Source organism: Bradyrhizobium sp. USDA 376, assembly GCF_054063675.1.
This window is the reverse complement of sequence record NZ_JBSSGN010000001.1, coordinates 525,601-549,260: the sequence shown is the minus strand read 5'-3', so window position 1 is coordinate 549,260 and position 23,660 is coordinate 525,601. Positions and strand designations below refer to the sequence as shown.

General features: G+C 65.6%; 18 protein-coding genes and 1 other RNA gene. 7 read left to right on the top strand and 12 right to left on the bottom strand.

Annotated features, from left to right (window positions below; genetic code table 11):
* The first annotated feature begins 34 nt into the window (after window positions 1-34).
* Both ACVJ19_RS02390 and ACVJ19_RS02385 read left to right on the top strand, forming a co-directional pair.
* Complete coding sequence (locus ACVJ19_RS02390; protein WP_453947852.1) at window positions 35-1,228, top strand: efflux RND transporter periplasmic adaptor subunit; 1,194 nt, start codon at window positions 35-37, stop codon at window positions 1,226-1,228.
* 6 nt (window positions 1,229-1,234) lie between these two features.
* Window positions 1,235-4,390 (top strand): multidrug efflux RND transporter permease subunit, encoded by a 3,156-nt coding sequence (locus tag ACVJ19_RS02385; RefSeq protein WP_453947851.1) that lies wholly within the window; start codon window positions 1,235-1,237, stop codon window positions 4,388-4,390.
* A 238-nt stretch (window positions 4,391-4,628) separates the two neighbouring features.
* On the opposite strand, the gene ACVJ19_RS02380 is transcribed toward ACVJ19_RS02385, so the two are convergent.
* From ACVJ19_RS02380 to tkt, 8 genes are all read right to left on the bottom strand, one after another.
* Entirely contained in the window at window positions 4,629-5,414 is a 786-nt protein-coding gene (locus tag ACVJ19_RS02380) for an inositol monophosphatase family protein (protein ID WP_453947850.1), read from the bottom strand.
* A gap of 86 nt (window positions 5,415-5,500) precedes the next feature.
* On the bottom strand, window positions 5,501-6,583 hold the full coding sequence (locus ACVJ19_RS02375) for a tetratricopeptide repeat protein (RefSeq protein WP_453947849.1): 1,083 nt from the start codon (window positions 6,581-6,583) through the stop codon (window positions 5,501-5,503).
* 8 nt (window positions 6,584-6,591) lie between these two features.
* Window positions 6,592-7,281 (bottom strand): thiamine phosphate synthase, encoded by a 690-nt coding sequence (locus ACVJ19_RS02370; RefSeq protein ID WP_453947848.1) that lies wholly within the window; start codon window positions 7,279-7,281, stop codon window positions 6,592-6,594.
* Window positions 7,282-7,284: 3 nt separating this feature from the next.
* Window positions 7,285-8,310, bottom strand: a complete 1,026-nt coding sequence (locus ACVJ19_RS02365; RefSeq protein ID WP_453947847.1) for a class I fructose-bisphosphate aldolase — start codon at window positions 8,308-8,310, stop codon at window positions 7,285-7,287.
* Between the two features lie 285 nt (window positions 8,311-8,595).
* Entirely contained in the window at window positions 8,596-9,663 is a 1,068-nt protein-coding gene (fba, locus tag ACVJ19_RS02360; RefSeq protein ID WP_453947846.1) for a class II fructose-bisphosphate aldolase, read from the bottom strand.
* A gap of 52 nt (window positions 9,664-9,715) precedes the next feature.
* Window positions 9,716-10,912 carry a phosphoglycerate kinase gene (locus ACVJ19_RS02355; RefSeq protein WP_453947845.1) on the bottom strand — a complete coding sequence of 399 codons (1,197 nt, stop codon included), beginning with the start codon at window positions 10,910-10,912 and terminating at the stop codon, window positions 9,716-9,718.
* A 140-nt stretch (window positions 10,913-11,052) separates the two neighbouring features.
* Window positions 11,053-12,060 (bottom strand): type I glyceraldehyde-3-phosphate dehydrogenase, encoded by a 1,008-nt coding sequence (gene gap, locus ACVJ19_RS02350; RefSeq protein WP_018646694.1) that lies wholly within the window; start codon window positions 12,058-12,060, stop codon window positions 11,053-11,055.
* 148 nt (window positions 12,061-12,208) lie between these two features.
* A complete protein-coding gene (gene tkt / locus ACVJ19_RS02345; protein ID WP_453947844.1) occupies window positions 12,209-14,224 on the bottom strand; it encodes a transketolase in 2,016 nt (671 codons plus the stop codon).
* Between the two features lie 372 nt (window positions 14,225-14,596).
* Here tkt and ACVJ19_RS02340 point away from each other — a divergent pair, with 372 nt between their 5' ends.
* The 5 genes from ACVJ19_RS02340 to ACVJ19_RS02320 all read left to right on the top strand — a co-directional run bounded on the left by ACVJ19_RS02340 (window position 14,597) and on the right by ACVJ19_RS02320 (window position 17,315).
* Window positions 14,597-14,917, top strand: coding sequence for a DUF4164 domain-containing protein (locus ACVJ19_RS02340; RefSeq protein ID WP_020608063.1), 321 nt, complete (start codon window positions 14,597-14,599; stop codon window positions 14,915-14,917).
* A complete protein-coding gene (locus ACVJ19_RS02335) occupies window positions 14,914-15,297 on the top strand; it encodes a cell division protein ZapA (protein WP_212372419.1) in 384 nt (127 codons plus the stop codon). Before ACVJ19_RS02340 ends, ACVJ19_RS02335 begins: the two co-directional genes overlap by 4 nt.
* Before the next feature lie 219 nt (window positions 15,298-15,516).
* Window positions 15,517-15,677, top strand: a non-coding RNA gene (gene ssrS, locus ACVJ19_RS02330) — 6S RNA.
* 188 nt (window positions 15,678-15,865) lie between these two features.
* Window positions 15,866-16,462 (top strand): 5-formyltetrahydrofolate cyclo-ligase, encoded by a 597-nt coding sequence (locus tag ACVJ19_RS02325; protein ID WP_453947843.1) that lies wholly within the window; start codon window positions 15,866-15,868, stop codon window positions 16,460-16,462.
* On the top strand, window positions 16,440-17,315 hold the full coding sequence (locus ACVJ19_RS02320; protein ID WP_456739346.1) for a TIGR00282 family metallophosphoesterase: 876 nt from the start codon (window positions 16,440-16,442) through the stop codon (window positions 17,313-17,315). The genes ACVJ19_RS02325 and ACVJ19_RS02320 overlap by 23 nt, the downstream gene beginning before the upstream one ends.
* Before the next feature lie 159 nt (window positions 17,316-17,474).
* Here ACVJ19_RS02320 and ACVJ19_RS02315 read toward each other — a convergent pair whose 3' ends face one another.
* From ACVJ19_RS02315 to ACVJ19_RS02300, 4 genes are all read right to left on the bottom strand, one after another.
* On the bottom strand, window positions 17,475-18,818 hold the full coding sequence (locus ACVJ19_RS02315; protein WP_453947841.1) for a c-type cytochrome: 1,344 nt from the start codon (window positions 18,816-18,818) through the stop codon (window positions 17,475-17,477).
* On the bottom strand, window positions 18,815-20,983 hold the full coding sequence (locus tag ACVJ19_RS02310; RefSeq protein WP_453947840.1) for a molybdopterin cofactor-binding domain-containing protein: 2,169 nt from the start codon (window positions 20,981-20,983) through the stop codon (window positions 18,815-18,817). The genes ACVJ19_RS02315 and ACVJ19_RS02310 overlap by 4 nt, the downstream gene beginning before the upstream one ends.
* Window positions 20,984-20,991: 8 nt before the next feature.
* On the bottom strand, window positions 20,992-21,456 hold the full coding sequence (locus tag ACVJ19_RS02305; RefSeq protein ID WP_453947839.1) for a (2Fe-2S)-binding protein: 465 nt from the start codon (window positions 21,454-21,456) through the stop codon (window positions 20,992-20,994).
* A 684-nt stretch (window positions 21,457-22,140) separates the two neighbouring features.
* The gene (locus tag ACVJ19_RS02300; protein WP_453947838.1) at window positions 22,141-23,565 is read right to left on the bottom strand and encodes a methyl-accepting chemotaxis protein; all 1,425 of its coding nucleotides are present in this window, start codon (window positions 23,563-23,565) and stop codon (window positions 22,141-22,143) included.
* Between the last annotated feature and the right edge of the window lie 95 nt (window positions 23,566-23,660).

Here is a 23,660-nt window from a genome sequence, read left to right as displayed (position 1 = left end):
TAGCAGTTTCAACAATATCGGGGCACTTAACTTCATGTCAGGACTTCGTGCGCGATCGGCATGCGTTGCAATGATGCTCGCGGCCTTGGCGCCGCTGTTGGCAGGATGCGACGAATCAAGCTCGGCCATCTCTACCGCTCCGCCCACCGATCCTGACGTCAGCATCGTCGTCGTCAAGCCGCAGCCGCGTGCCGTGGTTCGCGAGCTGCCGGGTCGCATCGCGCCGACGCGCGTCTCCGACGTGCGGCCGCGCGTCTCCGGCATCGTGGTCGAACGGCTGTTCCGCCAGGGCAGCGAGGTGAAGGCCGGAGATCCGCTCTACCGCATCGATCCGCGTCCGTTCGAGGTCGAGGTGATGGCGAACGAGGCGGCGCTCGCCAAGTCGGAGGCCGCGTTGATGCAGGCCAAGCAGCAGGCGCACCGCATTGCCACCCTCACCAGGGATCGCGCGGCCCCGGAGGCCGAGAACGAGAAGGCGATCGCCGCCGAACGCCAGGCCCATGCCGAGGTCGAGGGCCGGAAGGCCGATCTGGCCCGCGCCAAGCTCAACCTCGACTATGCCACCGTGCGCGCGCCGATCGACGGCGTCGTCGGTGCGGCCCTCGTCAGCGAGGGCGCGCTCGCGGTGCAGAACGAGACCAATCTTGCCACCATCCAGCAGCTCGATCCGATCTATGCCGACTTCACCCAGTCGGTGACCGAGCTCAACCAGCTCCGCCGCGCCTTCGAGAGCGGCGATCTCGAGCGCATCGCGGTCGATGCCGCCAAGGTGCGGCTCGTGCTCGACGACAACACGCTCTATTCGCTCGACGGCAAGCTGCTGTTCTCGGATGCCAAGGTCGATGCCCATACCGGGCAGGTGACGCTGCGCGGCGAGTTCCGCAATCCCAAGCGCGAGCTGCTGCCGGGCATGTATGTCCGCGTCCGCATCGACCAGGGTCTCGACAGCGACGCGATCGCGGTGCCGCAGCAGGCGATCCAGCGCAATGGCGGCGGCGGCAGCGAGGTGTTCGTCGTCAAGGACGATAACCACATCGCGGTGCAGCCGGTGCGCACGGGCTCGGTGCAGGACGGACTCTGGTTCGTCACCGAAGGCCTGAAGGCGGGCGACAAGGTCGTGGTCGAAGGCTTCCAGAAGTTTGCGGCCGGCGACAAGGTCAAGCCGCAATCCTGGTCGGAAGCGGAGGCGACCGCGGACAACCGGCACGCCCAGAAGCTGACGCGGTAACGCGCCATGGCGAGTTTCTTCATCGACAGGCCGATCTTCGCCTGGGTGGTCGCGCTGTTCATCTGTCTGATCGGCGCGATCTCGGTGCCGCTGCTGCCGATCGCGCAATATCCGATCATTGCGCCGCCCTCGATCTCGATCTCGACCAGCTATCCCGGCGCTTCGCCGGAAAACCTCTACAACAGCGTCACGCGGCTGATCGAGGAGGAGCTCAACGGCGCCTCCGGCATCCTCAATTTCGAATCGACCAGCGACTCGCTCGGCCAGGTCGAGATCATCGCCAATTTCGTGCCGGGCACCGACACCAGCGCGGCCTCGGTCGAGGTGCAGAACCGCATCAAGCGCGTCGAGGCGCGCCTGCCGCGCGCGGTGATCCAGCAAGGCATCCTGATCGAGGAAGCCTCCAGCGCGGTGCTCCAGATCATCACGCTGAACTCGACCGACGGCAGCCTCGATGAGGTCGGCCTCGGCGACTTCATGATTCGCAACGTGCTCGGCGAGGTCCGCCGCATTCCCGGCGTCGGCCGCGCCACGCTCTATTCGACCGAACGCAGTCTTCGTGTGTGGGTCGATCCGGCAAAACTGGTCGGCTACGGGCTGGCCGCCGACGACGTCAACAAGGCTATCGCCGCACAGAACGCGCAGGTCGCCTCCGGCAGCATCGGCGCCGAGCCTTCGACGTCGAGCCAGCGCACCTCGGCGCTGGTGCTGGTCAAGGGCCAGCTCTCCTCGCCGGATGAGTTCGGCGCCATCATCCTGCGCGCCAATGCCGACGGTTCGACCGTGCGCCTGCGCGACGTCGCGCGCATCGAGGTCGGCGGCCTCAGCTATCAGTTCAACACCCGCCTCGACGGCAAGCCGACCGCCGGACTTTCCGTGCTGATGTCGCCGACCGGCAATGCGCTGGCGACCGCGAGCGCGGTCGAGGCCAAGATGAAGGAGCTGTCGCGCTTCTTCCCGGCCAACATCTCCTACGAGATCCCCTACAACATCACGCCGGTGGTCGAGGCCTCGATCAAGAAGGTGCTGACGACGCTGGTCGAAGCCGTGGTGCTGGTGTTCGTGGTGATGTTCCTGTTCTTGCAGAACATCCGCTACACCATCATCCCGACCATCGTGGTGCCGGTGGCGCTGCTGGGCGCCTGCAGCACGCTGCTGCTCGCCGGCTACTCCATCAACATGCTCTCGATGTTCGGCATGGTGCTCGCGGTCGGCATCCTCGTCGACGACGCCATCGTAGTGGTCGAGAACGTCGAGCGCATCATGAGCGAGGAGGGCCTGCCGCCGAAGGAGGCGACTCGCAAGGCGATGTCGCAGATATCGGGAGCCATCATCGGCATCACGCTGGTGCTGATGGCGGTGTTCGTGCCGATGGCGTTCTTCCCGGGCTCGGTCGGCATCATCTACCGCCAGTTCTCGGTGACCATGGTCGCCGCGATCGGCTTCTCCGCGTTCCTGGCGCTGTCGCTGACACCGGCGCTGTGCGCGACCTTGCTCAAGCCCGTCACGGCCGGTCATGGCCACGCGAAGCGGGGCGTGTTCGGCTGGTTCAACCGCATGCTCGAAGGCGGCAAGGAAAACTATTCCCGCACCGTCGGCTTCTCGCTGAAGCGCACCGGCCGCCTCATGCTGGTCTATGTCGCGCTGCTGGTTGGCCTGTCCTGGGCCTTCGTCAGCCTGCCCGGCGGCTTCCTGCCCATCGACGACCAGGGCTTCATCACCACCGACGTGCAGACGCCGTCGGATTCGTCCTACGGCCGCACCGAGGCCGTGATCGAGAAGGTCGAAAAATATCTGGCGCAGCGGCCCGGCGTCGACAACGTCACCTTCCTCACCGGCTTCAGCTTCTCCGGCCAGGGCATGAACACCGCGCAGGCCTTCATCACCTTGAAGGATTGGTCGGAGCGCGGCCCAAGCGAGTCGGCCGCGGCGATCGTCAATGACATCAACCGCGATCTGGGGTCGTCGGTCCGCGACGCAAAAATCTCCGCACTGCAGCCGCCGCCGATCGACAATCTCGGCAATTCCTCGGGATTCTCGTTCCGTCTGCAGGATCGCGGCCAGAAGGGCTATCCGGCCCTGATGCGCGCCGCCGACCAGCTGATCGCCGAGGCCAATGCGAGCCCGGTGCTGCAGAAGGTCTATATCGAAGGCCTGCCCGAGGCGGGCGTGGTCAATCTCGTCATCGACCGCGAGAAGGCCGGCGCCTTCGGCGTCACCTTCGAGGACATCAACAACACGATCTCGACCAATCTCGGCTCGAACTACATCAACGACTTCCCGAACCGTGGCCGCATGCAGCGCGTCGTGGTGCAGGCGGACGCCCGCGACCGCATGCGGACCGAGGACATCCTCAACTACAACGTCAAGAACAGCCGCGGCCAGCTCGTGCCGTTCTCGTCCTTTGCCACCGTCGAATGGGCGCGCGGCCCCACGCAGATCGCCGGCTTCAATTATTATCCGGCCGTGCGCATCTCCGGCGAGGCCAGGCCCGGCTTCACCTCGGGCGATGCCATCGCCGAGATGGAGCGGCTCGCCGGCAAGCTGCCGCGCGGCTTCGGCTATGAATGGACCGGCCAGTCGCTGCAGGAAAAGCTGTCTGGATCGCAGGCGCCGTTCCTGCTCGCCCTCTCGATTTTCGTGGTGTTCCTGTGTCTCGCCGCACTCTACGAGAGCTGGACCATTCCGCTCGCGGTGCTGCTCACCGTGCCGCTCGGCATCGTCGGCGCCGTGATCGCGGCGATGCTGCGCGGCCTGCCGAACGACGTCTATTTCACCGTCGGCCTCATCACCATCATCGGCCTTGCGGCAAAGGACGCGATCCTCATCATCGAGTTCGCCAAGGATCTGCGGAAAGAAGGCAAGCCGCTGGTGGAAGCCACCATCGAGGCCTGCCGCCTGCGCTTCCGCCCGATCCTGATGACGGGCCTCGCCTTCATCTGCGGCGTGCTGCCGATGGCCATCGCCCACGGCGCCGGCGGCGCCAGCCAGCAGGCGCTCGGCAGCGTCGTGATGGGCGGCATGATCGCCGTGGTGATCCTGGCGCTCCTGATGGTGCCGGTGTTCTTCGTCTCGGTGCAGCGCGTGCTGGCGGGGGATCGGGAGCCGGAGGCTGTGACGCAAGGCGAGGCGTACGGGCCGCCGGCGAGGGCGAAGCCTTAGCCAAGAGGGCTGGTAAGGGGCGCACGCTGTCTCACTCCCTCGCCCCGTTCTTACGGGGAGAGGGTGGGGTGAGGGGCTGCTTCTACGAACTCGCTCTATGTTGCAGTCAAAGCGCTTTGGCCATCGCAATGCGAGTCGGATGGACCGTCGATTTGACTTACCGATTGCCTTGCCCCTCACCCGGATCGCTACGCGATCCGACCTCTCCCCGCTGAAGGGCGGGGAGAGGTTAAAAGTGTCACTTCCGCAAAATCTTCACCAGCTCCCCGTGCACGAACTCATTGCCGCACACGACGTGCCCCGTGACCAGCGGATCGCCCGGCGTCGCGATGTCGCTCACGGTGCCACCGGCTTCGCGCACCATCAGCATGCCGGCGGCGATGTCCCAGGATTGCAAATTGCGCTCCCAGTAGCCGTCGAGACGGCCGGCGGCGACGAAGGCGAGGTCGAGCGAGGCGGCACCGAAGCGGCGCAGGCCCGCGACGCGGTCCTGGATCGCGGTCATCTCGCGGCGGAATTCCTCGTGGTCGCCGCGGCCGATGTGGGGCAGGCCGCAGGCCACCACGCATTCGTTGAGCTGGCGGCGGCCGGCGACGCGCAGGCGCTGGTCGTTGAGGAACGCACCCTTGCCGCGCTCTGAGATGTAGAGCTCGTCATTGGCGGGGTTGTAGATCACGCCCGCGATCACCGTGCCCTCGCGGGCAAGACCGATCGAGATCGCGAATTGCGGGATGCCGTGCAGGAAGTTGGTGGTGCCGTCGAGCGGATCGACGATCCAGGTGTGGCTCTTGTCGGTGCCCTCGCGGGTGCCGCCTTCCTCGCCGATGAAGCCGTAGCCGGGCCGGGCCTTGGCGAGATCCTGGTAGAGGATCTCCTCGGCGCGCTTGTCTGCGAGCGAGACGAAATTCGCCGGCCCCTTCAGCGAGACCTGCAGATGCTCGATCTCGCCGAGATCGCGCTTGAGGCTGCGGCCGGCGCGGCGCGCCGCCTTGACCATGACGTTGATAGTGGCGGAATACAGCATGTGCTCTAGGTCTTGATCGGGGGAATTTGGCGCAGAAACACGCCTGTTTGAGGGACTGGGTGCCCCGTGAGGGGCCCCGCGTCAAGTCATTTGGTCCCGAGCCATTTCTTGGCGGCAGCCTCCGCCTTGGCCCGGTCGTCGGCCGGCAGTTCGGACAATTGCTTGTCGAGCTCCGGATCGCCCTTGCCGGCGGTTTTGGCCACCAGATGCCATTTGAAGCCTTCGACCTTGTCTACGGGCGCGCCCATACCGTTGATCAGCACCCAGGCGAGGCGGTTCTGCGCGACGGCGCTGCCCTGGCGCGAGGCCTTGCGGAGCAACGCGACAGCTGCCGGCTGGTTCTTCGGCGTTCCAGTGCCGTTGAACATGGCGATGGCGTATTCGACCTCGGCATCGACATTGTCCGCCAGCGAGGCCGCCTGCAGCAGCCGCACCGCGCGTTCCGAGTCCTTCGGCACCCCGGTGCCTTCCTTGTAGAAGGTCGCGAGCGCGTATTGCGCCTCGGGCAGGCCGGCGTCCGCAGCCTGGCGCAACAGCTCGGCGGAACGCTTGACGTCCTGCGGCAAGGTCTGGCCGTCGAGATAGAGCAGAGCGAGATTATAGGCGGCCTTGGGCTCGCCGAGCTTGGCCGCGGAGGCCATCAGCTTGACCGCCTCGCCCTTGTCGACCGGGCCGCCGCGGCCGGAGATGCGCAGCATGGCCAGCGCGAACATCGCCTCGCGGTCGCCGGCGTCGGAGGCACGCTTGTACCATTCGAGCGCCTTGGCGTAGTCGCGGCGGATGCCCATGGCGTTGGAATAGAGCTCGCCCAGCATGGTCATTGCCTTGGGATCGCCGGCTTGGGCGCGGGCGGTGGCGAGCTCGAACGCCGTCTTGTACTGGCCGCGCTGATAGGCGCCGAACACCAGGTCGACACCGGGCGTGTCGGTCGGCGGCGCCGGGATCACGGTCGCGGGCAGCTGAGGTTTTGGAGAAGCGGCCGGCTTGGGCGAGGCCGAAGGTTTCGGCGCCGGCGCGGCCTCCTTCTTCTTGGCGGGCGGAGGCGCCTTGGGTTTCTGCTTCTCGGCCGGAGGGCTCGGCGTCGTGGCCGGTGGCGTGATCTGGAGCTGTGCGGCCGCGGGCCCTGTGAGCAGCAGCGTGGCCAGGATGGTGATGCACGGGAGCTTCATGTCGGGCGCTAGCCGTGCTCCTGACCGGCAGTATCTTGACCGCCAGGCGCCGTCGCGTGGGCCTTCTTGATCGCAACATCGGCCTCGATCAGCGCAGCCTTGGGCCCGCGCGGATCGGCCCAGATGAACTCGCCGACCAGCACGAAATCGGCGCCGCTGGCCGCGAAGTCGTAGGCCTCTTCCAGCGACGTGGCAAAGCCGACGCAGGGCGGCTCGAACAGCTCGGCCCACCAGTCCAGCCGCTCGGCAATCGCCTGCGACGACGGCCGCTGGCCGTTCGCGTCGGGCTCACCGAACAGCAGGTAGTCGGCACCCATCTCGCCCGCATCCATGGAATGGTGCCGCGTCGTCAGTCCGCCGACGCCGGCGATGCGATCGGGCTTGAGCGATGGCAGCGCCTCCTTCAGCGCGGCGATGCCGGGCAGGTGTGCGCCGTCGGCGCCGCCACGTGCGACCAGCTCAGGATGGCCGTCAACGAGCAGCGCAGCGCCCGCTTTCTGCACCGGCGGCGCGAGCGCCTTGATGCGCGAGATCATGCCGCGCTGGTCGGTTTCCTTCAGGCGCAGCAGCACGGCCGCGACGTCGGCGGCGGCGAGCAGGCCCGGCAGCTCGGCGACGAGCGCAGCGGGATCATCGACGACGGGCGTCGCGAGATAAAGGCGCGGCGCCGGGCGCGGCGGGGGCGGTTTGTTCGACAAGATCTAGGCTGCCTTCTTTTCCAGGCTGCTTTGCCACTCGCCCTTGGAGGCGAGACCGTTCATCCGGGCGCGATGGCTGAAGGCGCGCTGTCCGGCCGCGACGTTCTCGGCCTTGCCCGACCAGGCTTTCTGCGGCGCGGCCTGCAGGGCACGGCCGTAGGAGAAGGTCAGGCCCCAGGGCAGCGGGCCGAGCTTGTGCATGGCGTTGAGGTGGGCCGTTGCCTCCTCGTCCGACTGGCCGCCGGAAAGGAAGGCGATGCCCGGCACCGCCGCGGGCACGCAAGACCTGAGCAGCCGGATCGTCTTCTCCGCGACTTCCTCGACGGAAGCCTGCTTCGGTGACTTCTTGCCTGAGATCGCCATGTTCGGTTTCAGCACCATGCCTTCGAGCGCGACGCGCTGCACGCGCAATTCCTGGAACGTCTTGTTGAGCACGCGCTGGGTGACGTCATAGCAGCGATCGATATTGTGGTCGCCGTCCATCAGCACCTCAGGCTCGACGATCGGCACGATCTGCGCGGCCTGGCACAGCGCGGCATAGCGCGCCAGCGCATGGGCGTTGACGCTGATCGCCGTCATCGAGGGAATGCCGCTACCGATGTCGATCACCGCGCGCCATTTGGCAAAGCGCGCGCCGCGCTCGTAATATTTCTTCAGCCGCTCGGCGAGCTTGTCGAGCCCGACGGTGACGAGCTCACCCGGGCACATCGGTAAGCCTTGCGTGCCTTCGTCGACCTTGATGCCGGGAATGGCGCCGCTACTCTCGATCAGCTTGATGAGGGGCGTGCCGTCCTTGGCATCCTGCCAGATCGTCTCGTCATAGAGGATCACGCCGGAAATATACTGGCTCATGGCTTCGTTGGAGCGGAACAGCATCTCGCGGTAGTCGCGGCGATTGGTTTCGGTCGATTCCACGCCGATCGCGTCAAAACGCTTCTTGATGGTGCCGGAGGATTCGTCGGCGGCAAGGATGCCCTTGCCCGGCGCGACCATGGCGGTCGCGATCCCATTGAGCTCAGTCAGATTCATCGAGAGGTCCTCCCAAAACGATTCTGCCCTTGCCCGTGAAAATAGACCGTTCTCGGGCAATTGCCGAGTTAACGTTCGTCGCAGGGTAAAGGGGGGAGGTCAGGGTAAGCGTCGGGCTGGCCGGGCGGCCCTTCACCTCGCCCCGCTTGCGGGGAGAGGTCGGATTTTACGCGATGCGTAAAATCCGGGTGAGGGGGTACAGGTCTATCGATAGGGCACGGCTCGCGGAGAGAGCCCCTCACCCCAACCCTCTCCCCGCGAAGAGCGGGGAGAGGGAGGGAGAGATCATGCCACCTTCGGATCCAGCTCGCCCTTGGCGTAGCGCTTGGCCATCTCGGCGGTGGTCAGCACCTTCTTGATCTTGGAGGCCTGGCCTGCGGTGTTGAACTCCTGCAGGCGCTGCTTGCACAGCTTGGTCATCGCTTCCATGGCCGGCTTCAGGTACTTGCGCGGATCGAACTCTTCCGGGTTGTCCTTGAGCACCTTGCGGATCTGGCCGGTCATCGCCATGCGGTTGTCGGTGTCGATGTTGATCTTGCGCACGCCGTGCTTGATGCCGCGCTGGATCTCGGCCACCGGCACGCCCCAGGTCGGCTTCATCTTGCCGCCATAGGCGTTGATGATGTCCTGCAGGTCCTGCGGCACCGAGGAGGAGCCGTGCATGACGAGATGCGTGTTCGGCAGCTTGCGGTGGATCTCCTCGATCACGTTCATGGCGAGGATGTCGCCGTCGGGCTTGCGGGTGAATTTGTAAGCACCGTGAGAAGTCCCCATCGCGATCGCGAGCGCGTCAACCCTGGTCTCCTGCACGAACTTCACGGCCTCGTCCGGATTGGTCAGGAGCTGGTCGTGGCTGAGCTTGCCCTCGGCGCCGTGGCCGTCTTCCTTGTCGCCCATGCCGGTTTCGAGCGAGCCGAGCACGCCGAGCTCACCCTCCACCGAGATGCCGCCGAGATGGGCCATGTCGGTCACGGTCTTGGTGACGCCGACATTGTAGCCCCAGTCGCCCGGGGTCTTGCCGTCGGCCTTGAGCGAGCCGTCCATCATGACGGAGGTGAAGCCGGCCTGGATCGCGGTCATGCAGGTCGCGGCCTCGTTGCCGTGGTCGAGATGCACGCAGACCGGGATGTGCGGATAGATCTCGGTGACTGCGTCCATCATGTGCTTGAGCATGATGTCGTTGGCGTAGGAACGCGCACCGCGCGAGGCCTGGATGATCACGGGCGCGTCGACCTGGTTGGCCGCGTCCATGATCGCCAGCGCCTGCTCCATGTTGTTGATGTTGAAGGCCGGTACGCCGTAATCGTTCTCCGCTGCATGGTCGAGCAATTGACGTAACGTGATCCGAGCCATGTGTCTTTTTCTCCGTTTGGGCCTACAGGGCCGCTTCTTTCTTGCAGACGAACTACTTGATGCGCAGGACTTCGACGCCGGGCAGGGGCTTGCCTTCCATCCATTCAAGAAATGCGCCACCGGCAGTCGAGACATAGGTGAAGTCACCGGCCACATGGGCCTGGTTGAGGGCTGCAACGGTGTCGCCGCCGCCCGCGATCGAGATCAGCTTCTTGGCCTTGGTGCGTTCGGCGGCGTGCTTGGCGGCCGTCACGGTGCCGCGGTCGAACGGCTGCAGCTCGAAGGCCCCGAGCGGGCCGTTCCAGACCAGCGTCGCCGCATCGTCGATCGCAGCCTGGACGCGCACGACCGATTGCGGGCCGACGTCGAGGATCATGCCCTCGGCCGGGATCGCATCGAGCCCGTAGGCGTGCGAGGGCGCGTTCGCGGCGAAATGATAGGCGACGGTGGCGTCCACCGGCAGGATGATCGCGCAGTTGGCGGCTTCCGCCTTCTCCATGATGCGCAGCGCCGTCGGGGCGAGATCCTTCTCGGCCAGCGACTTGCCGACGGCGACGCCCTGGGCGTGCAGGAAGGTGTTGGCCATGCCGCCGCCGATCACGAGCGCATCGACCTTGTTCACGAGATTTTCGAGCAGGTCGATCTTGGTCGAGACCTTTGCGCCGCCGATGATGGCGATGACGGGCTTGGTCGGCGAGCCCAGCGCCTTCTCCAGCGCATCGAGCTCGGCCTGCATGGTGCGCCCGGCATAGGCCGGCAGCTTGTGGCCGAGGCCTTCGGTCGAGGCGTGGGCGCGGTGCGCGGCCGAGAACGCGTCGCTGACCCAGATGTCGCCGAGCTTTGCCAATTCCGCGACGAAGGCGGGATCGTTCTTTTCCTCTTCCTTGTGGAAGCGGGTGTTTTCCAGACACAGAATGTCGCCGTCGTTCAGAGCTGCAACCGCCGTGGCCGCCGGCTCGCCGATGCAGTCATCGGCGAAGGCGACGGGCTTCTTCACGACCTTGGACAGCGCTTCGGCAACGGGCTTCAGCGAGTCCTTGGCATCGCGGCCCTTGGGCCGGCCGAAATGCGCGAGCAGGATGACCTTGCCGCCCTTGTCCGAGATTTCAGTGATGGTCGGCGCGACGCGCTCGAGCCGCGTTGCGTCGGTGACGCGCCCGTTGTCCATGGGCACGTTCAGGTCGACGCGCAGCAGCACGCGCTTGCCCTTCACGTCGACGTCGTCGAGGGTGCGGAATTTGTTGGTCATCTGACGCTTCCTTGTCCCGGGCGCTGCGCAGCGCAAAGCGGTGCGCTGCAGAACCGGGACCTACGCGGGGGACATGGGTCCCGGCTCTGCGGCGCACCGTGAAGACACGCTGCGCCGCGTCCGGGACACGAGAGTAACGCTCAGATCACCTTCGCCAACGCGACGGCGGTGTCCGCCATGCGGTTCGAGAAGCCCCACTCGTTGTCGTACCAGGACATCACGCGCACCAGCGTGCCGTTCTGCACCTTGGTCTGGTCTTCGTGGAAGGTCGAGGAGTGCGGGTCGTGGTTGAAGTCGATCGAGACGTTCGGCGCACTGGTGTAGCCGAGGATGCCCTTGAGCTGCTGCTCAGAGGCGCGCTTCATCGCCGCGTTGATTTCCTTGGCGTCGGTGGCGCGCTTGGCGACGATCTTGAGGTCGACCACCGAGACGTTCGGGGTCGGCACGCGGATCGCGACGCCGTCGAGCTTGCCCTTCAGTTCCGGCAGCACGAGGCCGATCGCCTTGGCGGCGCCGGTCGAGGTCGGGATCATCGACATCGCGGCCGCGCGGCCGCGGTAGAGATCCTTGTGCAGCGTGTCCAGCGTCGGCTGGTCGCCGGTATAGGCATGGATCGTGGTCATGAAGCCGGTCTCGATGCCGACGAGATCGTTCAGCACCTTGGCGACCGGCGCGAGGCAGTTGGTGGTGCAGCTTCCGTTGGAGACGACCAGATGATCCTTGGTCAGCGTGTCGTGGTTGACGCCGTAAACGATGGTGGCGTCGGCGCCGTCGGCGGGCGCGGAGACCAGCACGCGCTTGGCGCCGGCGGTCAGATGCGCGGAGGCCTTGTCCTTCGAGGTGAAGATGCCGGTGCACTCGAGCGCGATGTCGACGCCGAGATCCTTCCAGGGCAGCTTCGAGGGATCGCGCTCGGCGGTCACCTTGATCTTGTTGGCGCCGAGACTGATCGAGTCACCATCGACGGTCACGGTGCCGGGGAAGCGGCCATGCACGCTGTCGAAGCGGAGCAGATGGGCGTTGGTCTCGACCGGGCCGAGATCGTTGATGCCGACGACCTCGATGTCCTTGCGGCCTGACTCGGCGATAGCCCGCAGTACGTTGCGGCCGATGCGGCCAAAACCGTTGATTCCGACGCGGACTGCCATGTTTCGTCTCCTTCAATGACCGTTGTCGTCCCGCAGAACGCGCTTCGCGCGCCTGCGTGGATTTTTTAGGGCGGACGCCCGGTTCGGCCGGGCGGGGGCTTGATCATATGAGACGTTACGTAGTCCTTTTTTTTGACAAGCTCAACTCTCAGCTAACGCGCTTCAGCACAGCGTTAACCGCAGCCTCGGCGGTGATGCCGAAATGCTTGTAAAGCTCCTTCGCCGGACCGCTTTCGCCGAAGGAATGCATGCCGATGAATTCGCCATCCTGGCCGATCACGGCATCCCAGCCCCAGCGTACTGCGGCCTCGATTGCGATCTTCACCGGCGCATTGCCGATGATGGCGGCGCGCTTGGCTTCTGGTTGCGCTAACAAAAGCTCGAGCGAGGGCACCGACACCACCCGTGACGCGATGCCGCGCTCGGCGAGCTGCTTCTGTGCGGCAACTGCGATCTCGACCTCCGAGCCCGACGCGAACAGCGTCACCTTGGCTTCGCCCTGCGCCGGAACCAGTTCATACGCGCCGGCCGCGCAAGGGTTGTCGTTCGGTGCGGTGGTGCGGAGCTGCGGCAGGTTCTGCCGCGTCAGCGCCAGCACGGTCGGACCGTCGACGCGGTTCAGCGCCAGTTCCCAGCACTCGGCGACCTCGATGGAATCGCAGGGGCGGAACACGCGCATGTTCGGCATGGCGCGAAGTGCGGCGAGATGCTCGACCGGCTGATGGGTCGGGCCGTCCTCGCCGAGGCCGATGGAGTCGTGGGTCATCACGTAGACGACACCGGCGCCCATCAGCGCGGCAAGGCGCATCGCAGGACGCGCATAATCGGTGAAGACGAGGAAGGTCGCGCCGTTCGGTGCGAATCCGCCATGCAGGAAGATGCCGTTCATCGCAGCCGCCATGCCGTGCTCGCGGATGCCGTAATGGATGAAGCGACCCTTCGGCGTCTTGGCGGAGAAGGCGGTCGCCGACTTCGCCTTGTTGTTGTTGGAGCCGGTGAGATCGGCCGAGCCCGCCAAAAATTCCATCGGCATTGCGGCTGCGATCGCCTCGATCGCTGCTTCCGACGATTTGCGCGTGGCGGCAACGAGCGGCTTCTCCAGCAGATCCTTCTTGTGCGCCTTCAGCGCCTTTGCCAGCGAGGCCGGACGTTCATGGCGCAGGCGGCGCTCGAACTCGGCGCGCTTGCGGCTGCCGAGCTCACCGAGCCGTGCTTCCCATTCCTGCCGTGCCGCTGCGCCACGGGAGCCTGCATCACGCCAGGCCTTCAGCACGTCGTCGGCGACCGCGAACGGCTCGAGCGAGATGCCGAGATTTTCCTTGGCGGCCTTGAGCTCGTCGGCGCCGAGCGCCTCGCCGTGCACCTTCGAGGTGCCGGCCTTGTTCGGCGCGCCGAAGCCGATGGTGGTGCGGCAGGCGATCAGCGTCGGCTTGTTGGATTTCTTCGCGCGCGTAATCGCAGCGGCGATGGCGGCCTGGTCCTGGCCGTCGATCTTCTCGGCGGCCCAGCCGGCGGACTTGAAGCGCTTCACCTGGTCGACGGAATCGGCGAGCGAGGTCGGGCCGTCGATCGAGATGCCATTGTCGTCATAGAGCACGATCAGCTTGTTGAGCTTCCAGTGCCCGGCCATCGCGATCGCTTCCTGCGAGACGCCTTCCATCAGGTCGCCGTCGGAGGCGAGCACATAGGTGTGGTGGTCGACGATCTTCTTGCCGAACTCGGCGGCGAGCATCTTCTCGGCGAGCGCCATGCCGACCGCGGTCGAGATGCCCTGGCCGAGCGGGCCGGTCGTGGTCTCGATGCCCTTGGTGCGGAAATTCTCGGGATGTCCGGGGGTCAGCGAATCGACCTGGCGGAACTGCTTGATCTGGTCCAGCGTCATCTCGGCATTGCCGGTGAGATACAGCAGCGAATAGAGCAGCATCGAGCCGTGGCCGGCCGACAGCACGAAGCGGTCTCGGTCCGGCCAGGCGGGCGCTGCGGCGTCGAATTTCAGGAACTGCGTGAACAGCACCGTGGCGATGTCGGCGGCGCCCATCGGCAGGCCCGGATGGCCCGATTTCGCCTTCTCGACAGCGTCCATCGAAAGGCCACGGATGGCGTTGGCCATACGGGTGGCATCGACCTGCGTATGGGCCATACGGGTGGCGTCGAGCTGCATCATGATGAAAATCCGTCTGAAATGAGGCGCTTGATGGCCGTGCACGCCGCGCGGGATCGCGCCTGGCGGCCACGGGAGATGGGGGCTGGATAGCACCTCGGTCCCGGGAGTCCAAGGCAATCAAACGCCGGTTTGACCGTAAAAGTTGCCTGTGTGGAGACCGGTTTTCCGCCGGGATCGTGCCGGTGGGAATCGCCCGATCGGGACGATGTCCTTCCGATCTATCGGTGCATAGTTTCCGGGCGGCGTTGCGCTTGGCTAGCTTGCCACGTAAATTTCTGCTTCTAACCGCTTGCCGAACCGAGTCTTTTGCCGGGCGGCAAGCTCCAGGGAAAGGCCACTGGGCAAAGGCCGCCAGGTTCCGCCGCTGACTGCATGAACGATCGCGTGTCCAACAGCTCTGCCATGACGGAGTCCTCTGCCGTCGAGATCGAGATCGCGACCCGCAGGCTCATGGCGGCTCTCGATGCGCTCGAAAGCGCGGTCGAGCGGCGGCGCGATGCCGATCGCGACGAGAACGAGCTTGCGGCGCGAATCCAGGCCTTGGGTGCAGATCGCTCGCGGCTTGCCGACGAGCTCGACGGCGCGCTGGTGAAGGCGCGCAAGCTCGAGCGTACCAATCGCGAGATCTCCGACCGGCTGGATTCCGCAATCGTCACGATACGCTCGGTGCTCGATACCGGAGAGGATGGATGAGCCACATCAACGTCACCATCAACGGCCGGCAATACCGCATGGCCTGCGAGGAGGGCCAGGAGGTGCGGCTGCTCAAGCTCGCCGAAACCCTGGAGACACGCATCCAGTCGCTGCGCGGAAAATTCGGCGAGATCGGCGATGCACGGCTCACCGTGATGGCCGCGCTGACCGTCTGCGACGAACTGATCGATACCGGCAACCGTGTCCGCACCCTCGAGCAGGAGTTGACCGAGCTCCGGGATTTCCGCAACGCCGCGGTCGAGCGCGCCCGCATGACCCAGACCGCGGTGGTGAACGCCCTGAACGCCGCCGCCGAGCGCATCGAGAAGTCGACCCAGGTCCTGAACCGGACCGTCGGCAACGGGATTGCGATCGGGTAGGGGCCGCTGCCGCGCGGCCTGCGCAAGCGCCTCGTCCTTCGAGACGACCGCTCCGCGGTCTCCTCAGGATGAGGCTGACCGGCAGCTTTGCCTGTAAAAATTGCTGCTAAGCACTCAGTCCTCATCCTGAGGAGCCCGCAAAGCGGGCGTCTCGAAGGATGGCCGCATGCGGGCTTCGCGCCACTGGCGATTCGTCAGTATCGTTGTTACATTGCGCGGGCGAGGCTGCGACGTGCGTCAGGAGCCATATATCCCCGGGGCCTTATCGATCCTTTAGGGAACTGTCCCTGGCCGGGCCCGTGGGCCCGGACATATGGTGCCCACCTACTTTCGTAGGGAACTCCGGGATCGAGTGCTTCAACGGCGTACGCGGCTTCGCACTTTTGTTTGCTTGGTTTGCGCTTGTTGAAACGGACTGCGGCCAGTTCAACAGGTGTCATGCCCCCGAGTGCGCAATTGCGCACGGGGCGGGGCATCCAGTACGCCGCGGCCTTTGTGTGAATCACGACCGCCTCTGGAATACTGGATCACCCGCATTCGCGGGTGATGACATGGGGGACCAAAGCGCATGTCAAATTCGAAAGCCGAGCTCCGTGCCAAAGCCCTCGCCAAACGCGATGCGCTGAGCGAGAAGAAGCGCGCGGCGGCGGCTGCAAAACTTGCCAAGCGCGGGCTGCCGTTCGAGCTGCTGCCCGGCAGCATCGTCTCCGGCTATTCGCCGATCCGCAGCGAGATCGATCCGATGCCGCTGTTGAAGAAGCTTGCGGAGCAGGGTGCCAGGCTGGCGCTGCCTTGCGTCACCGCGCGCGGCCAGTCGCTGATCTTCCGCATCTTTCATCCGAACGACCGCCTGATGCTCGGCCCGCTCGGCATTCCCGAGCCGTCGCCGGCAGCCGCTGAAGTCATCCCCGACATCATGCTGACGCCGCTCGCGGCCTTCGACCGCCTCGGCCATCGCATCGGCTATGGCGCGGGGCATTACGACCACACCTTCGCGCATTTGCGGAAAGCCAAGCAGATCGTCGGCATCGGGCTTGCGTTTGCAGCGCAGGAGATCGAGGCGGTTCCGGCACTATCGCACGACGTGGCGCTGGATTATGTGCTAACGGAATCGGACGTGTTCGATTTCCGGAGTTCTGAAGTTGCGCATTCTCTTCGTGGGTGATGTCGTCGGCCGTAGTGGGCGCGAGGCCGTCGCCGAATATCTGCCCGGCATGGTCAAGGACTGGTCGCTCGATTTCGTCGTGGTCAACGGCGAGAATTCGGCGGGCGGCTTCGGCATCACGGAAGCGATCTACCGGGAGTTCATCGAGGCCGGCGCCGACGCGGTGACGCTCGGCAACCACTCCTGGGACCAGCGTGAGGCCCTGGTGTTCATCGAGCGCGCCGACCGCCTGGTGCGCCCGGCGAACTATCCGCGCGGCACGCCCGGCCGCGGCGCCGCCTTGGTCGAGACCAAGAACGGCAAGCATGCGCTCGTCGTCAACGCTTTGGGCCGCGTCTTCATGACGCCGTTCGACGATCCCTTCGCCGCGCTCGAGCGCGAGCTCGGCGCCTGCCCGCTCGGCGTTGCGGCCGATGCCATCGTCGTCGATTTCCATTGCGAGGCGACCAGTGAGAAGCAGGGCATCGGCTTCTTCTGCGACGGCCGCGCCAGCCTCGTCGTCGGCACGCACACGCATGTGCCGACCGCCGACCACCAGATCCTGTCGGGCGGCACCGCCTACATGACCGACGCCGGCATGACCGGCGATTACGACTCCATCATCGGCATGCAGAAGGAAGAACCGCTGCGCCGGTTCACGTCAGGAATTCCCTCGAGCCGCTTCGAGCCGGCCGCGGGCGCTGCGACGCTCAGCGGTGTTGCCGTGGAGACGGACGATGCAACCGGCCTCGCACTCCGCATCGCGCCGGTGCGCATGGGCGGAAGGCTGGAGCCGACGACGCCGAGATTCTGGCTGAGTTTGAACGGCGCGCCGCACACTCAGTGTCGTCCCGGCGAAGGCCGGGACCCATAACCCCAGGGAGTGGTTTGGCGCGACGCTGGTAACCACGAGTCTTCGCCAAACTCCTCCCTGTGGTTATGGGTCCCGGATCTACGCTTCGCTTGTCCGGGACGACAGTGGAGGTTGACGCGCGAGATCGCGCATCAACCACGCCGCAAGTAAGACCGCCCACTACTCCGCCGTCTGCCCCCTCAGCTCCGCCACGTCCTTCGCCGTAAGCTTCGAGCCCTTGGTCCCGAACCGTGCCGTGACATAGTTCGCCACCGCTGCGATCTCGTCGTCCGTGTACGCGCTCCCGAACGCGGGCATCGACAGCGCGCCATCCGGCGTATGCCGTTTGGTGCCCGAGATCACGATCTGCGCGACGTTGGTGGCGGCGGGGTCGTTGACGGCCCAGGTGCCGGTCAGCGTTGCCATCGGCGAGACCGGGCTCTCGCCGCTCCAGCCATGGCAACTGGCGCAGGCGCTGGCGAACACTTTTTTGCCGCGCGCGTCCGCTGTCACGCCTTCCTTGTGCGAGGCGGGGGCGACCGGCGCCGTGGTTGCCGGCAGGTCGGGCGAGGGCTGCGACGGCACGCTGCGCAAGTAAGCAACGATGCTGCTGATGTCTTCGGGGGCGAACTGGCTAAAACTGTGGTCGACCGCTTCACCCATCGGACCCGAGGCCGAGCCATGGCCCGGCGCATGGCCGAGCGACAGATAGGAGATCAGATCCTGGTCGCTCCAGTTGCCGAGACCAGTGGCCTTGTCCGAGGAGATGTTGAAGGCGCGCCAGCCGGCGGTGATGGCGCCTGCGAACTTCTTGCGGTTATCCAGCGCGAAGCCGAGATTGCGCGGCGTGTGGCACTCGCCGCAATGCGCCAGCGCCTCCGCAAGATACGCACCTCTGTTCCACTCCGGGCTCTTCGATGAATCGGGCGCAAAGCGCGTGTCCGGATTGAACACGGCCGACCAGACGATCATCGCCCAGCGCTGGTTGAACGGGAACGACAACGTATTCTCAGGTGCCTTGGCGCGCACCGCCGGCAGGCTGAACAGATAGGCCTTCACCGCCAGCACGTCCTCGCCCGTCATGAAGGTGTAGGACGTGTAAGGCATGGCCGGATAGAGCCGCGCGCCGTCACGGCGCTTGCCGTGCTGGACCGCGTTCAAAAAGTCCTGGTCGCTGTAATTGCCGATACCGGTGTCCTTGTCCGGCGTGATGTTGGTCGAATAGAGCGTGCCGAACGGCAGCTTGAAGGCGAGCCCGCCGGAATAGTTCTTCTCGCCCGGCTTGGTGTGGCAGACCATGCAGTCGGCGGCCTTGGCGAGATACTCGCCGCGTTCGACCAGGCTCGCCTTCTCCAGCTTGGCCGGCACGCCGGTCGGCTTGCCGGCGCGGTAATCCGCCAGCGCCACCTTGCTGCCGCCCGCGAAGTCGAGCGGGCCGGGCCCGCGGATGATCCAGACCGCGAGTCCCGCCACCACGATGGCGATCACGACGAGGCTTCCGAGGATACGCATTGTCCTGCTCATGCCTTCTTCCCCGCAGCCAGCTGTTTCCGATCGATAGGCAGGCGCCGCAGCGCCACGCCGGTTGCCGCGTAAATCGCGTTGCGCAGCGCCGGCGCTCCGGCATTGACGCCGGCCTCGCCGATGCCCCCGGGGGCCTCTCCGCTCTTCACGACGATCACCTCGATCTTCGGCGTCTCGTTGATGCGCATCATGCGGTAGTCGTGGAAGTTCGACTGCTGCACGCGGCCCTTGTCGATGGTGATCTCGCCATAGAGCGCGGCGGTGAGGCCGAAGATCAGGCCACCCTCGATCTGCGCCTTCACCGTGTCGGGGTTCACCGCGATGCCGGTGTCGACCACCGAGGTGATGCGGCGAAGCACAATCTCGCCGATGTCGTCGATCTCGGCCTCGACCACCGTCGCGATGAAGCTTGCGAATGACGGCTGCACGCAGACGCCGCGGCCGACGCGTGGAGGAAGCGGTTGGCCCCAGCCGGATTTCTCCGCGACCTGGTCGAGCACCGCGAGCATGCGCGGGTTCTTGGTCAGCATGGACTTGCGGAATTCGATCGGGTCCTTGCCGGCCTTGCGCGCGAGCTCGTCCATCGCGCATTCGACCGCGAACACGTTGTTGTTCGGGCCGACGCCGCGCCAGAAGCCCGTCGGCACCGCCGGCGGCTCGGCGCGGACATATTCGACGTGGAAGTTGGCGAAGTCGTAGGGCGCATCCACCGCGGCATCGATCGCGTCGATGTCGATGCCCTTCTGGAACGCCGGCGGCAGCCAGCGCGCCAGCACGGCGGAGCCGGCGACCTTGTACTTCCAACCCGCGACCTTGCCGTCGACCAGCGACGCCGTGATCTGGTCGCGATAGACCGGGCGGTAGACGTCGTGCTGGATATCCTCCTCGCGGGTCCACACCACCTTCACGGGGTAGTCGACCTGCTTGGCGATCTTCACCGCGGCGATCACCATGTCGGGCTCGAGCTTGCGGCCGAAGCCGCCGCCGAGCAGATGGTTGTTGACGATCACCTTGTCGACCGGCAGGCCCGCGGCCTTCGCTGCCTCGGACTGCACGCGCGTCATGATCTGCGTGCCGGTCCATATCTCGCAGGCATCCGGCCTGACATGAACCGTGGCGTTGATCGGCTCCATCGAGGCGTGCGCCAGGAACGGCAGCTCGTAGGCCGCTTCGAACTTGTCGCCGCTGGCGAGCGCCTTGGCGATGTCGCCGTCGGACTTGGCGATCGCGCCGTCCTTCTGGCTGGCCTTGCGCAGATCGTCCCAGATATCTTTCGTGGTGATCTCAGCGTTGGGTCCCTCGTTCCACTCGATCTTGAGTGCTTCGAGACCCTTCTTCGCCGCCCACATGTGGTCGCCGATCACGGCGACCATGTCATCGAGCACCACGACCTTGCGCACGCCGGGGAGTTTGACCGCGGCGCTGTCGTCGACCTTGCCGACCTTGCCGCCGAAGACGGGGCAGGCGGCCACGGTCGCGAACTTCATGCCGGGCAGGATCGCGTCGATGCCGTAGATGGCCTTGCCGTTGACCTTGTCGGGCGTGTCGAGCCGCTTCAGCGGCTGGCCGATGATGACGAAGTCCTTGGGGTCCTTCAGTGCGACATCCTTCGGCGGGGTCTGGCTCTGGGCTGCGAGCGCCAGCGCGCCGTAAGCGAGCTTGCGGCCGCTTGCGGCATGCGCGACCTCGCCCTTCGACGCGGTGCAGCTTGCAGGCTCGACGCCCCACTGGCTTGCCGCCGCCTGCACCAGCATCGCGCGCGCGGTTGCGCCGGCTTGGCGCAGCGGCAGCCACCAGGCGCGGATCGAGTTGGAGTTGCCGGTGACCTGCAAGCCGAAGGTCGGGTTGCCGTAGAGCTTGTCGTTCGGTGGCGCATGCTGCACCTCGACCTTGCTCCAGTCGGCATCCAGCTCTTCGGCGAGCACGGCGGAGATCGAGGTATAGGTGCCCTGGCCCATCTCGACCTGCGGCATCATCAGCACGGTGCGGCCGGTCTCGTCGATGCGGATGAAGGCGTTGGGCGCGAACTTGCCGTCGGTCGTATCGCGCGGCTGCACCGGTTCGTTGACGGCGGCGCGCAGCGGCAGATGGAAGGCGAGCAGGAAGCCGGTGGCGAGGCCGCCGGTCAGCATCGCGCGGCGGGAGACGCTGTTATGTGCATTCATGGCGAACCTCACGACTGCCGGCCGTTGGCCGCGTGCTTGATGGCCTCGCGGATGCGGACATAGGTGCCGCAGCGGCAGATGTTGCCGGCCATCGCGGCGTCGATGTCGGAATCATCAGGGTTCGGTGTTGCCGCCAGCAGCGCGGCGGCCGCCATGATCTGGCCGGACTGGCAATAGCCGCACTGGATCACCTCGGCCTCCAGCCAGGCCTTCTGCACCTTCGCGCCGGCAGGCGTGCTGCCGACATGCTCGATGGTGGTCACAGTGCGGTTCTCGACCGCGCTCACCGGCAGCACGCAGGAGCGCACGGCCTTGCCGTCGACATGCACCGTGCAGGCGCCGCACTGCGCGATGCCGCAGCCGAACTTGGTGCCGGTCATGCCGAGGATGTCGCGCAGCACCCACAGCAAGGGCATTTCAGGTGGCGCGTCGAACGATTTCGTTTCGCCGTTGATGGTGAGAGTTGTTGCCATGTGCATCCCCTTGTTCGACGAGCGCTTACGGCGTCGGCGATTTGCGCGACCCTAATCATAACGACGCGAAACGATGAAGCGTCGAAATTTCCGGCAATGCATATTTGCGCGAACGAAGCCTCAGGCCATGACGTTCACGAATTTGTGCGGCGATCGCTGCAGCGATTATGGGCTAAATGATATGATAATCGTCATGTTTTGACGCATTTTCGTCGCGCGCGTCGATGGTCGCCGCAGATGGTCGTGCGAATGCGCAAAATCTTGCGATGACGAATTTCGTGCGATTGGGAAAGTCAGGGACGACACGTCCTTGCTTGCGGCCATCCTTCGAGACGCCCCGCCTGCGGCGGGCCCTCAGGATGAGGGCGGAGTGTGCGGAAGCATTCAACGGGCGCCAAAGCCGCTTAGCCTCATCCTGAGGGACCGCGAAGCGGTCGTCTCGAAGGACGAGGCGCTTGCTCAGGCCGTCACCAAGGAGTCACCTGCGTTAGCTCTATCTTGCCGGAGAGGGCGACGACGAGACCATGCCTTTTTCGGAATAATGGCATTATGCCCCTGTTTTGCCCGACGAGTCAAAGCGCGCCACGGCCTGCCGGCGTAAGCCATTGATCCCACACGCCCCGGCTACTGTGCATGGGGTTGTTTTCGAGCTTTTATATTTCAGGACGCCAGAAACGCCGGCCGTCAGCTCTGGCGAAAGCCCATCCGGAAGGCGCCCCAGTGCTTGCCGCGAACAACGATCGGCGAGGACAGGTCCTTCATCAGCACGAACTGGCCGCCGCCCATGTCGCGGCGATAGGTCTGCAGCAGGAAGGGTTTTGTGTTGGCCGCGACCTTCTTCACCGCGCGATCGGTGAACAGGCGGCGGTTGCGGCAGTTGGCGTTATTCCAGACCGGGTCCTTGCCCTGCGGCAGGCGATAGTTCGGATTGTGGGTCGGCAGGTACCCGCCCTTGGCCCAGGCGACGCAGAACACGATGCGGGGATCGGATTTCTGGATCGGGTCCTGGATCGCGGGCAGCACGCGGTCGGTGAAGTCGACGTAATTGGTGTTGTACTGCTTTGGATCGGTGCCTGATATCTCGCGGTACTTCTCGTCCATGAGCTGGTCGAGCGTGATCTCGCCGCGGTCGATCGCGGCCTCGAACTCGGCCGAGATCAGCTTGGCGGTCTCGACGACGGTGCGGATCAGCGGCGCGTCCGATGTCTCGACGCCGCTGTCGGCGATCAGCGCGATCAGGCCTTCGGAGGTGTCGAGCAGTTTTGTCACCCGCTGATCGGCGCTCTTGAGATCGCGCGAGGACAGGTCGACGCCCTTGGCGAGCTCGTTCAGCTCGCTGATCACGGTGTCGCAGTGCCCGAGATTGGAGGTCGCCGCGCGCGCGACGCTGTCGATCTCCGCTTCCACCGAGGCAAAGCCCTGCTGGACCCGCGAGATGATGCCGGAGATCTGCTGGGCGCCTTCGCCGGCGGTCTTGGCGCGCTGCGAGGCGTCGCTGCTTTCGCCGATCAGGCCTTCGATCTGGCCGTCGAGATCGCGCACGGTGTCGGAGATCTGATGCGTGGCCTGGCGGGTGGCTTCGGCGAGGTTCTTCACCTCGCTTGCGACCACCGCGAAGCCGCGGCCGGCATTGCCCGCGCGCGCGGCTTCGATGGTCGCGTTGAGCGCGAGCAGGTTGGTCTGCTTCGCGATCGCCTCGATCGAGCCGGACACCTTTGCGACCTGCGCCAGCGCCGAGCCGACGGCGCTGAGGCGCGCCTCGATGCGTTCCACAGCGGCGACCAATTCGGAGATATGGGTGACGGCGGTATCGACCGCGCTGCGCGACTGCGCGATCTCGCCGACCGCCGCGGACGTCGTCGTCTGCACCGCCTGTGATGCGTTGGCGATGTCGTGGTTGGCCGAGACCATCGTCTCGGCCGTCTTCTGCAGGTGATGAAACCGTTCCGACTGGTTGGCGACGCGGTTCGCGACTTCCTGGACGTTGCCGGCAATGTCGGCGAGCTCGACGCCGAGGCCGCCGATGCGGTCGGCGAGCTGGTCGATCAGCCGTTCAGCCAGCGTCCGGTTCGATCCGGTGTCCAGTACTGCAAGTTGTGCCAGGGACATGTACGCGCTTTCTCCAGTCAGGACCGGTGATCGGCTCTCGGCGGCATTCCCATTCCAGTTTTGAGTTAGAGGATGATTCGCGGCCGGCGTCTTGC

Coding starts and splice junctions, on each gene's coding strand:
- ACVJ19_RS02335 (WP_212372419.1), top strand. CDS start 14,914: ATGAGCCACATCAACGTCACCATCAACGGCCGGCAATACCGCATGGCC.
- ACVJ19_RS02300 (WP_453947838.1), bottom strand. CDS start 23,565: ATGTCCCTGGCACAACTTGCAGTACTGGACACCGGATCGAACCGGACG.
- ACVJ19_RS02305 (WP_453947839.1), bottom strand. CDS start 21,456: ATGGCAACAACTCTCACCATCAACGGCGAAACGAAATCGTTCGACGCG.
- ACVJ19_RS02325 (WP_453947843.1), top strand. CDS start 15,866: ATGTCAAATTCGAAAGCCGAGCTCCGTGCCAAAGCCCTCGCCAAACGC.
- ACVJ19_RS02355 (WP_453947845.1), bottom strand. CDS start 10,912: ATGACCAACAAATTCCGCACCCTCGACGACGTCGACGTGAAGGGCAAG.
- ACVJ19_RS02375 (WP_453947849.1), bottom strand. CDS start 6,583: ATGAAGCTCCCGTGCATCACCATCCTGGCCACGCTGCTGCTCACAGGG.
- ACVJ19_RS02310 (WP_453947840.1), bottom strand. CDS start 20,983: ATGAATGCACATAACAGCGTCTCCCGCCGCGCGATGCTGACCGGCGGC.
- gap (WP_018646694.1), bottom strand. CDS start 12,060: ATGGCAGTCCGCGTCGGAATCAACGGTTTTGGCCGCATCGGCCGCAAC.
- ACVJ19_RS02390 (WP_453947852.1), top strand. CDS start 35: ATGTCAGGACTTCGTGCGCGATCGGCATGCGTTGCAATGATGCTCGCG.
- ACVJ19_RS02385 (WP_453947851.1), top strand. CDS start 1,235: ATGGCGAGTTTCTTCATCGACAGGCCGATCTTCGCCTGGGTGGTCGCG.
- ACVJ19_RS02340 (WP_020608063.1), top strand. CDS start 14,597: ATGAACGATCGCGTGTCCAACAGCTCTGCCATGACGGAGTCCTCTGCC.
- fba (WP_453947846.1), bottom strand. CDS start 9,663: ATGGCTCGGATCACGTTACGTCAATTGCTCGACCATGCAGCGGAGAAC.
- ACVJ19_RS02365 (WP_453947847.1), bottom strand. CDS start 8,310: ATGAATCTGACTGAGCTCAATGGGATCGCGACCGCCATGGTCGCGCCG.
- tkt (WP_453947844.1), bottom strand. CDS start 14,224: ATGATGCAGCTCGACGCCACCCGTATGGCCCATACGCAGGTCGATGCC.
- ACVJ19_RS02315 (WP_453947841.1), bottom strand. CDS start 18,818: ATGAGCAGGACAATGCGTATCCTCGGAAGCCTCGTCGTGATCGCCATC.
- ACVJ19_RS02380 (WP_453947850.1), bottom strand. CDS start 5,414: ATGCTGTATTCCGCCACTATCAACGTCATGGTCAAGGCGGCGCGCCGC.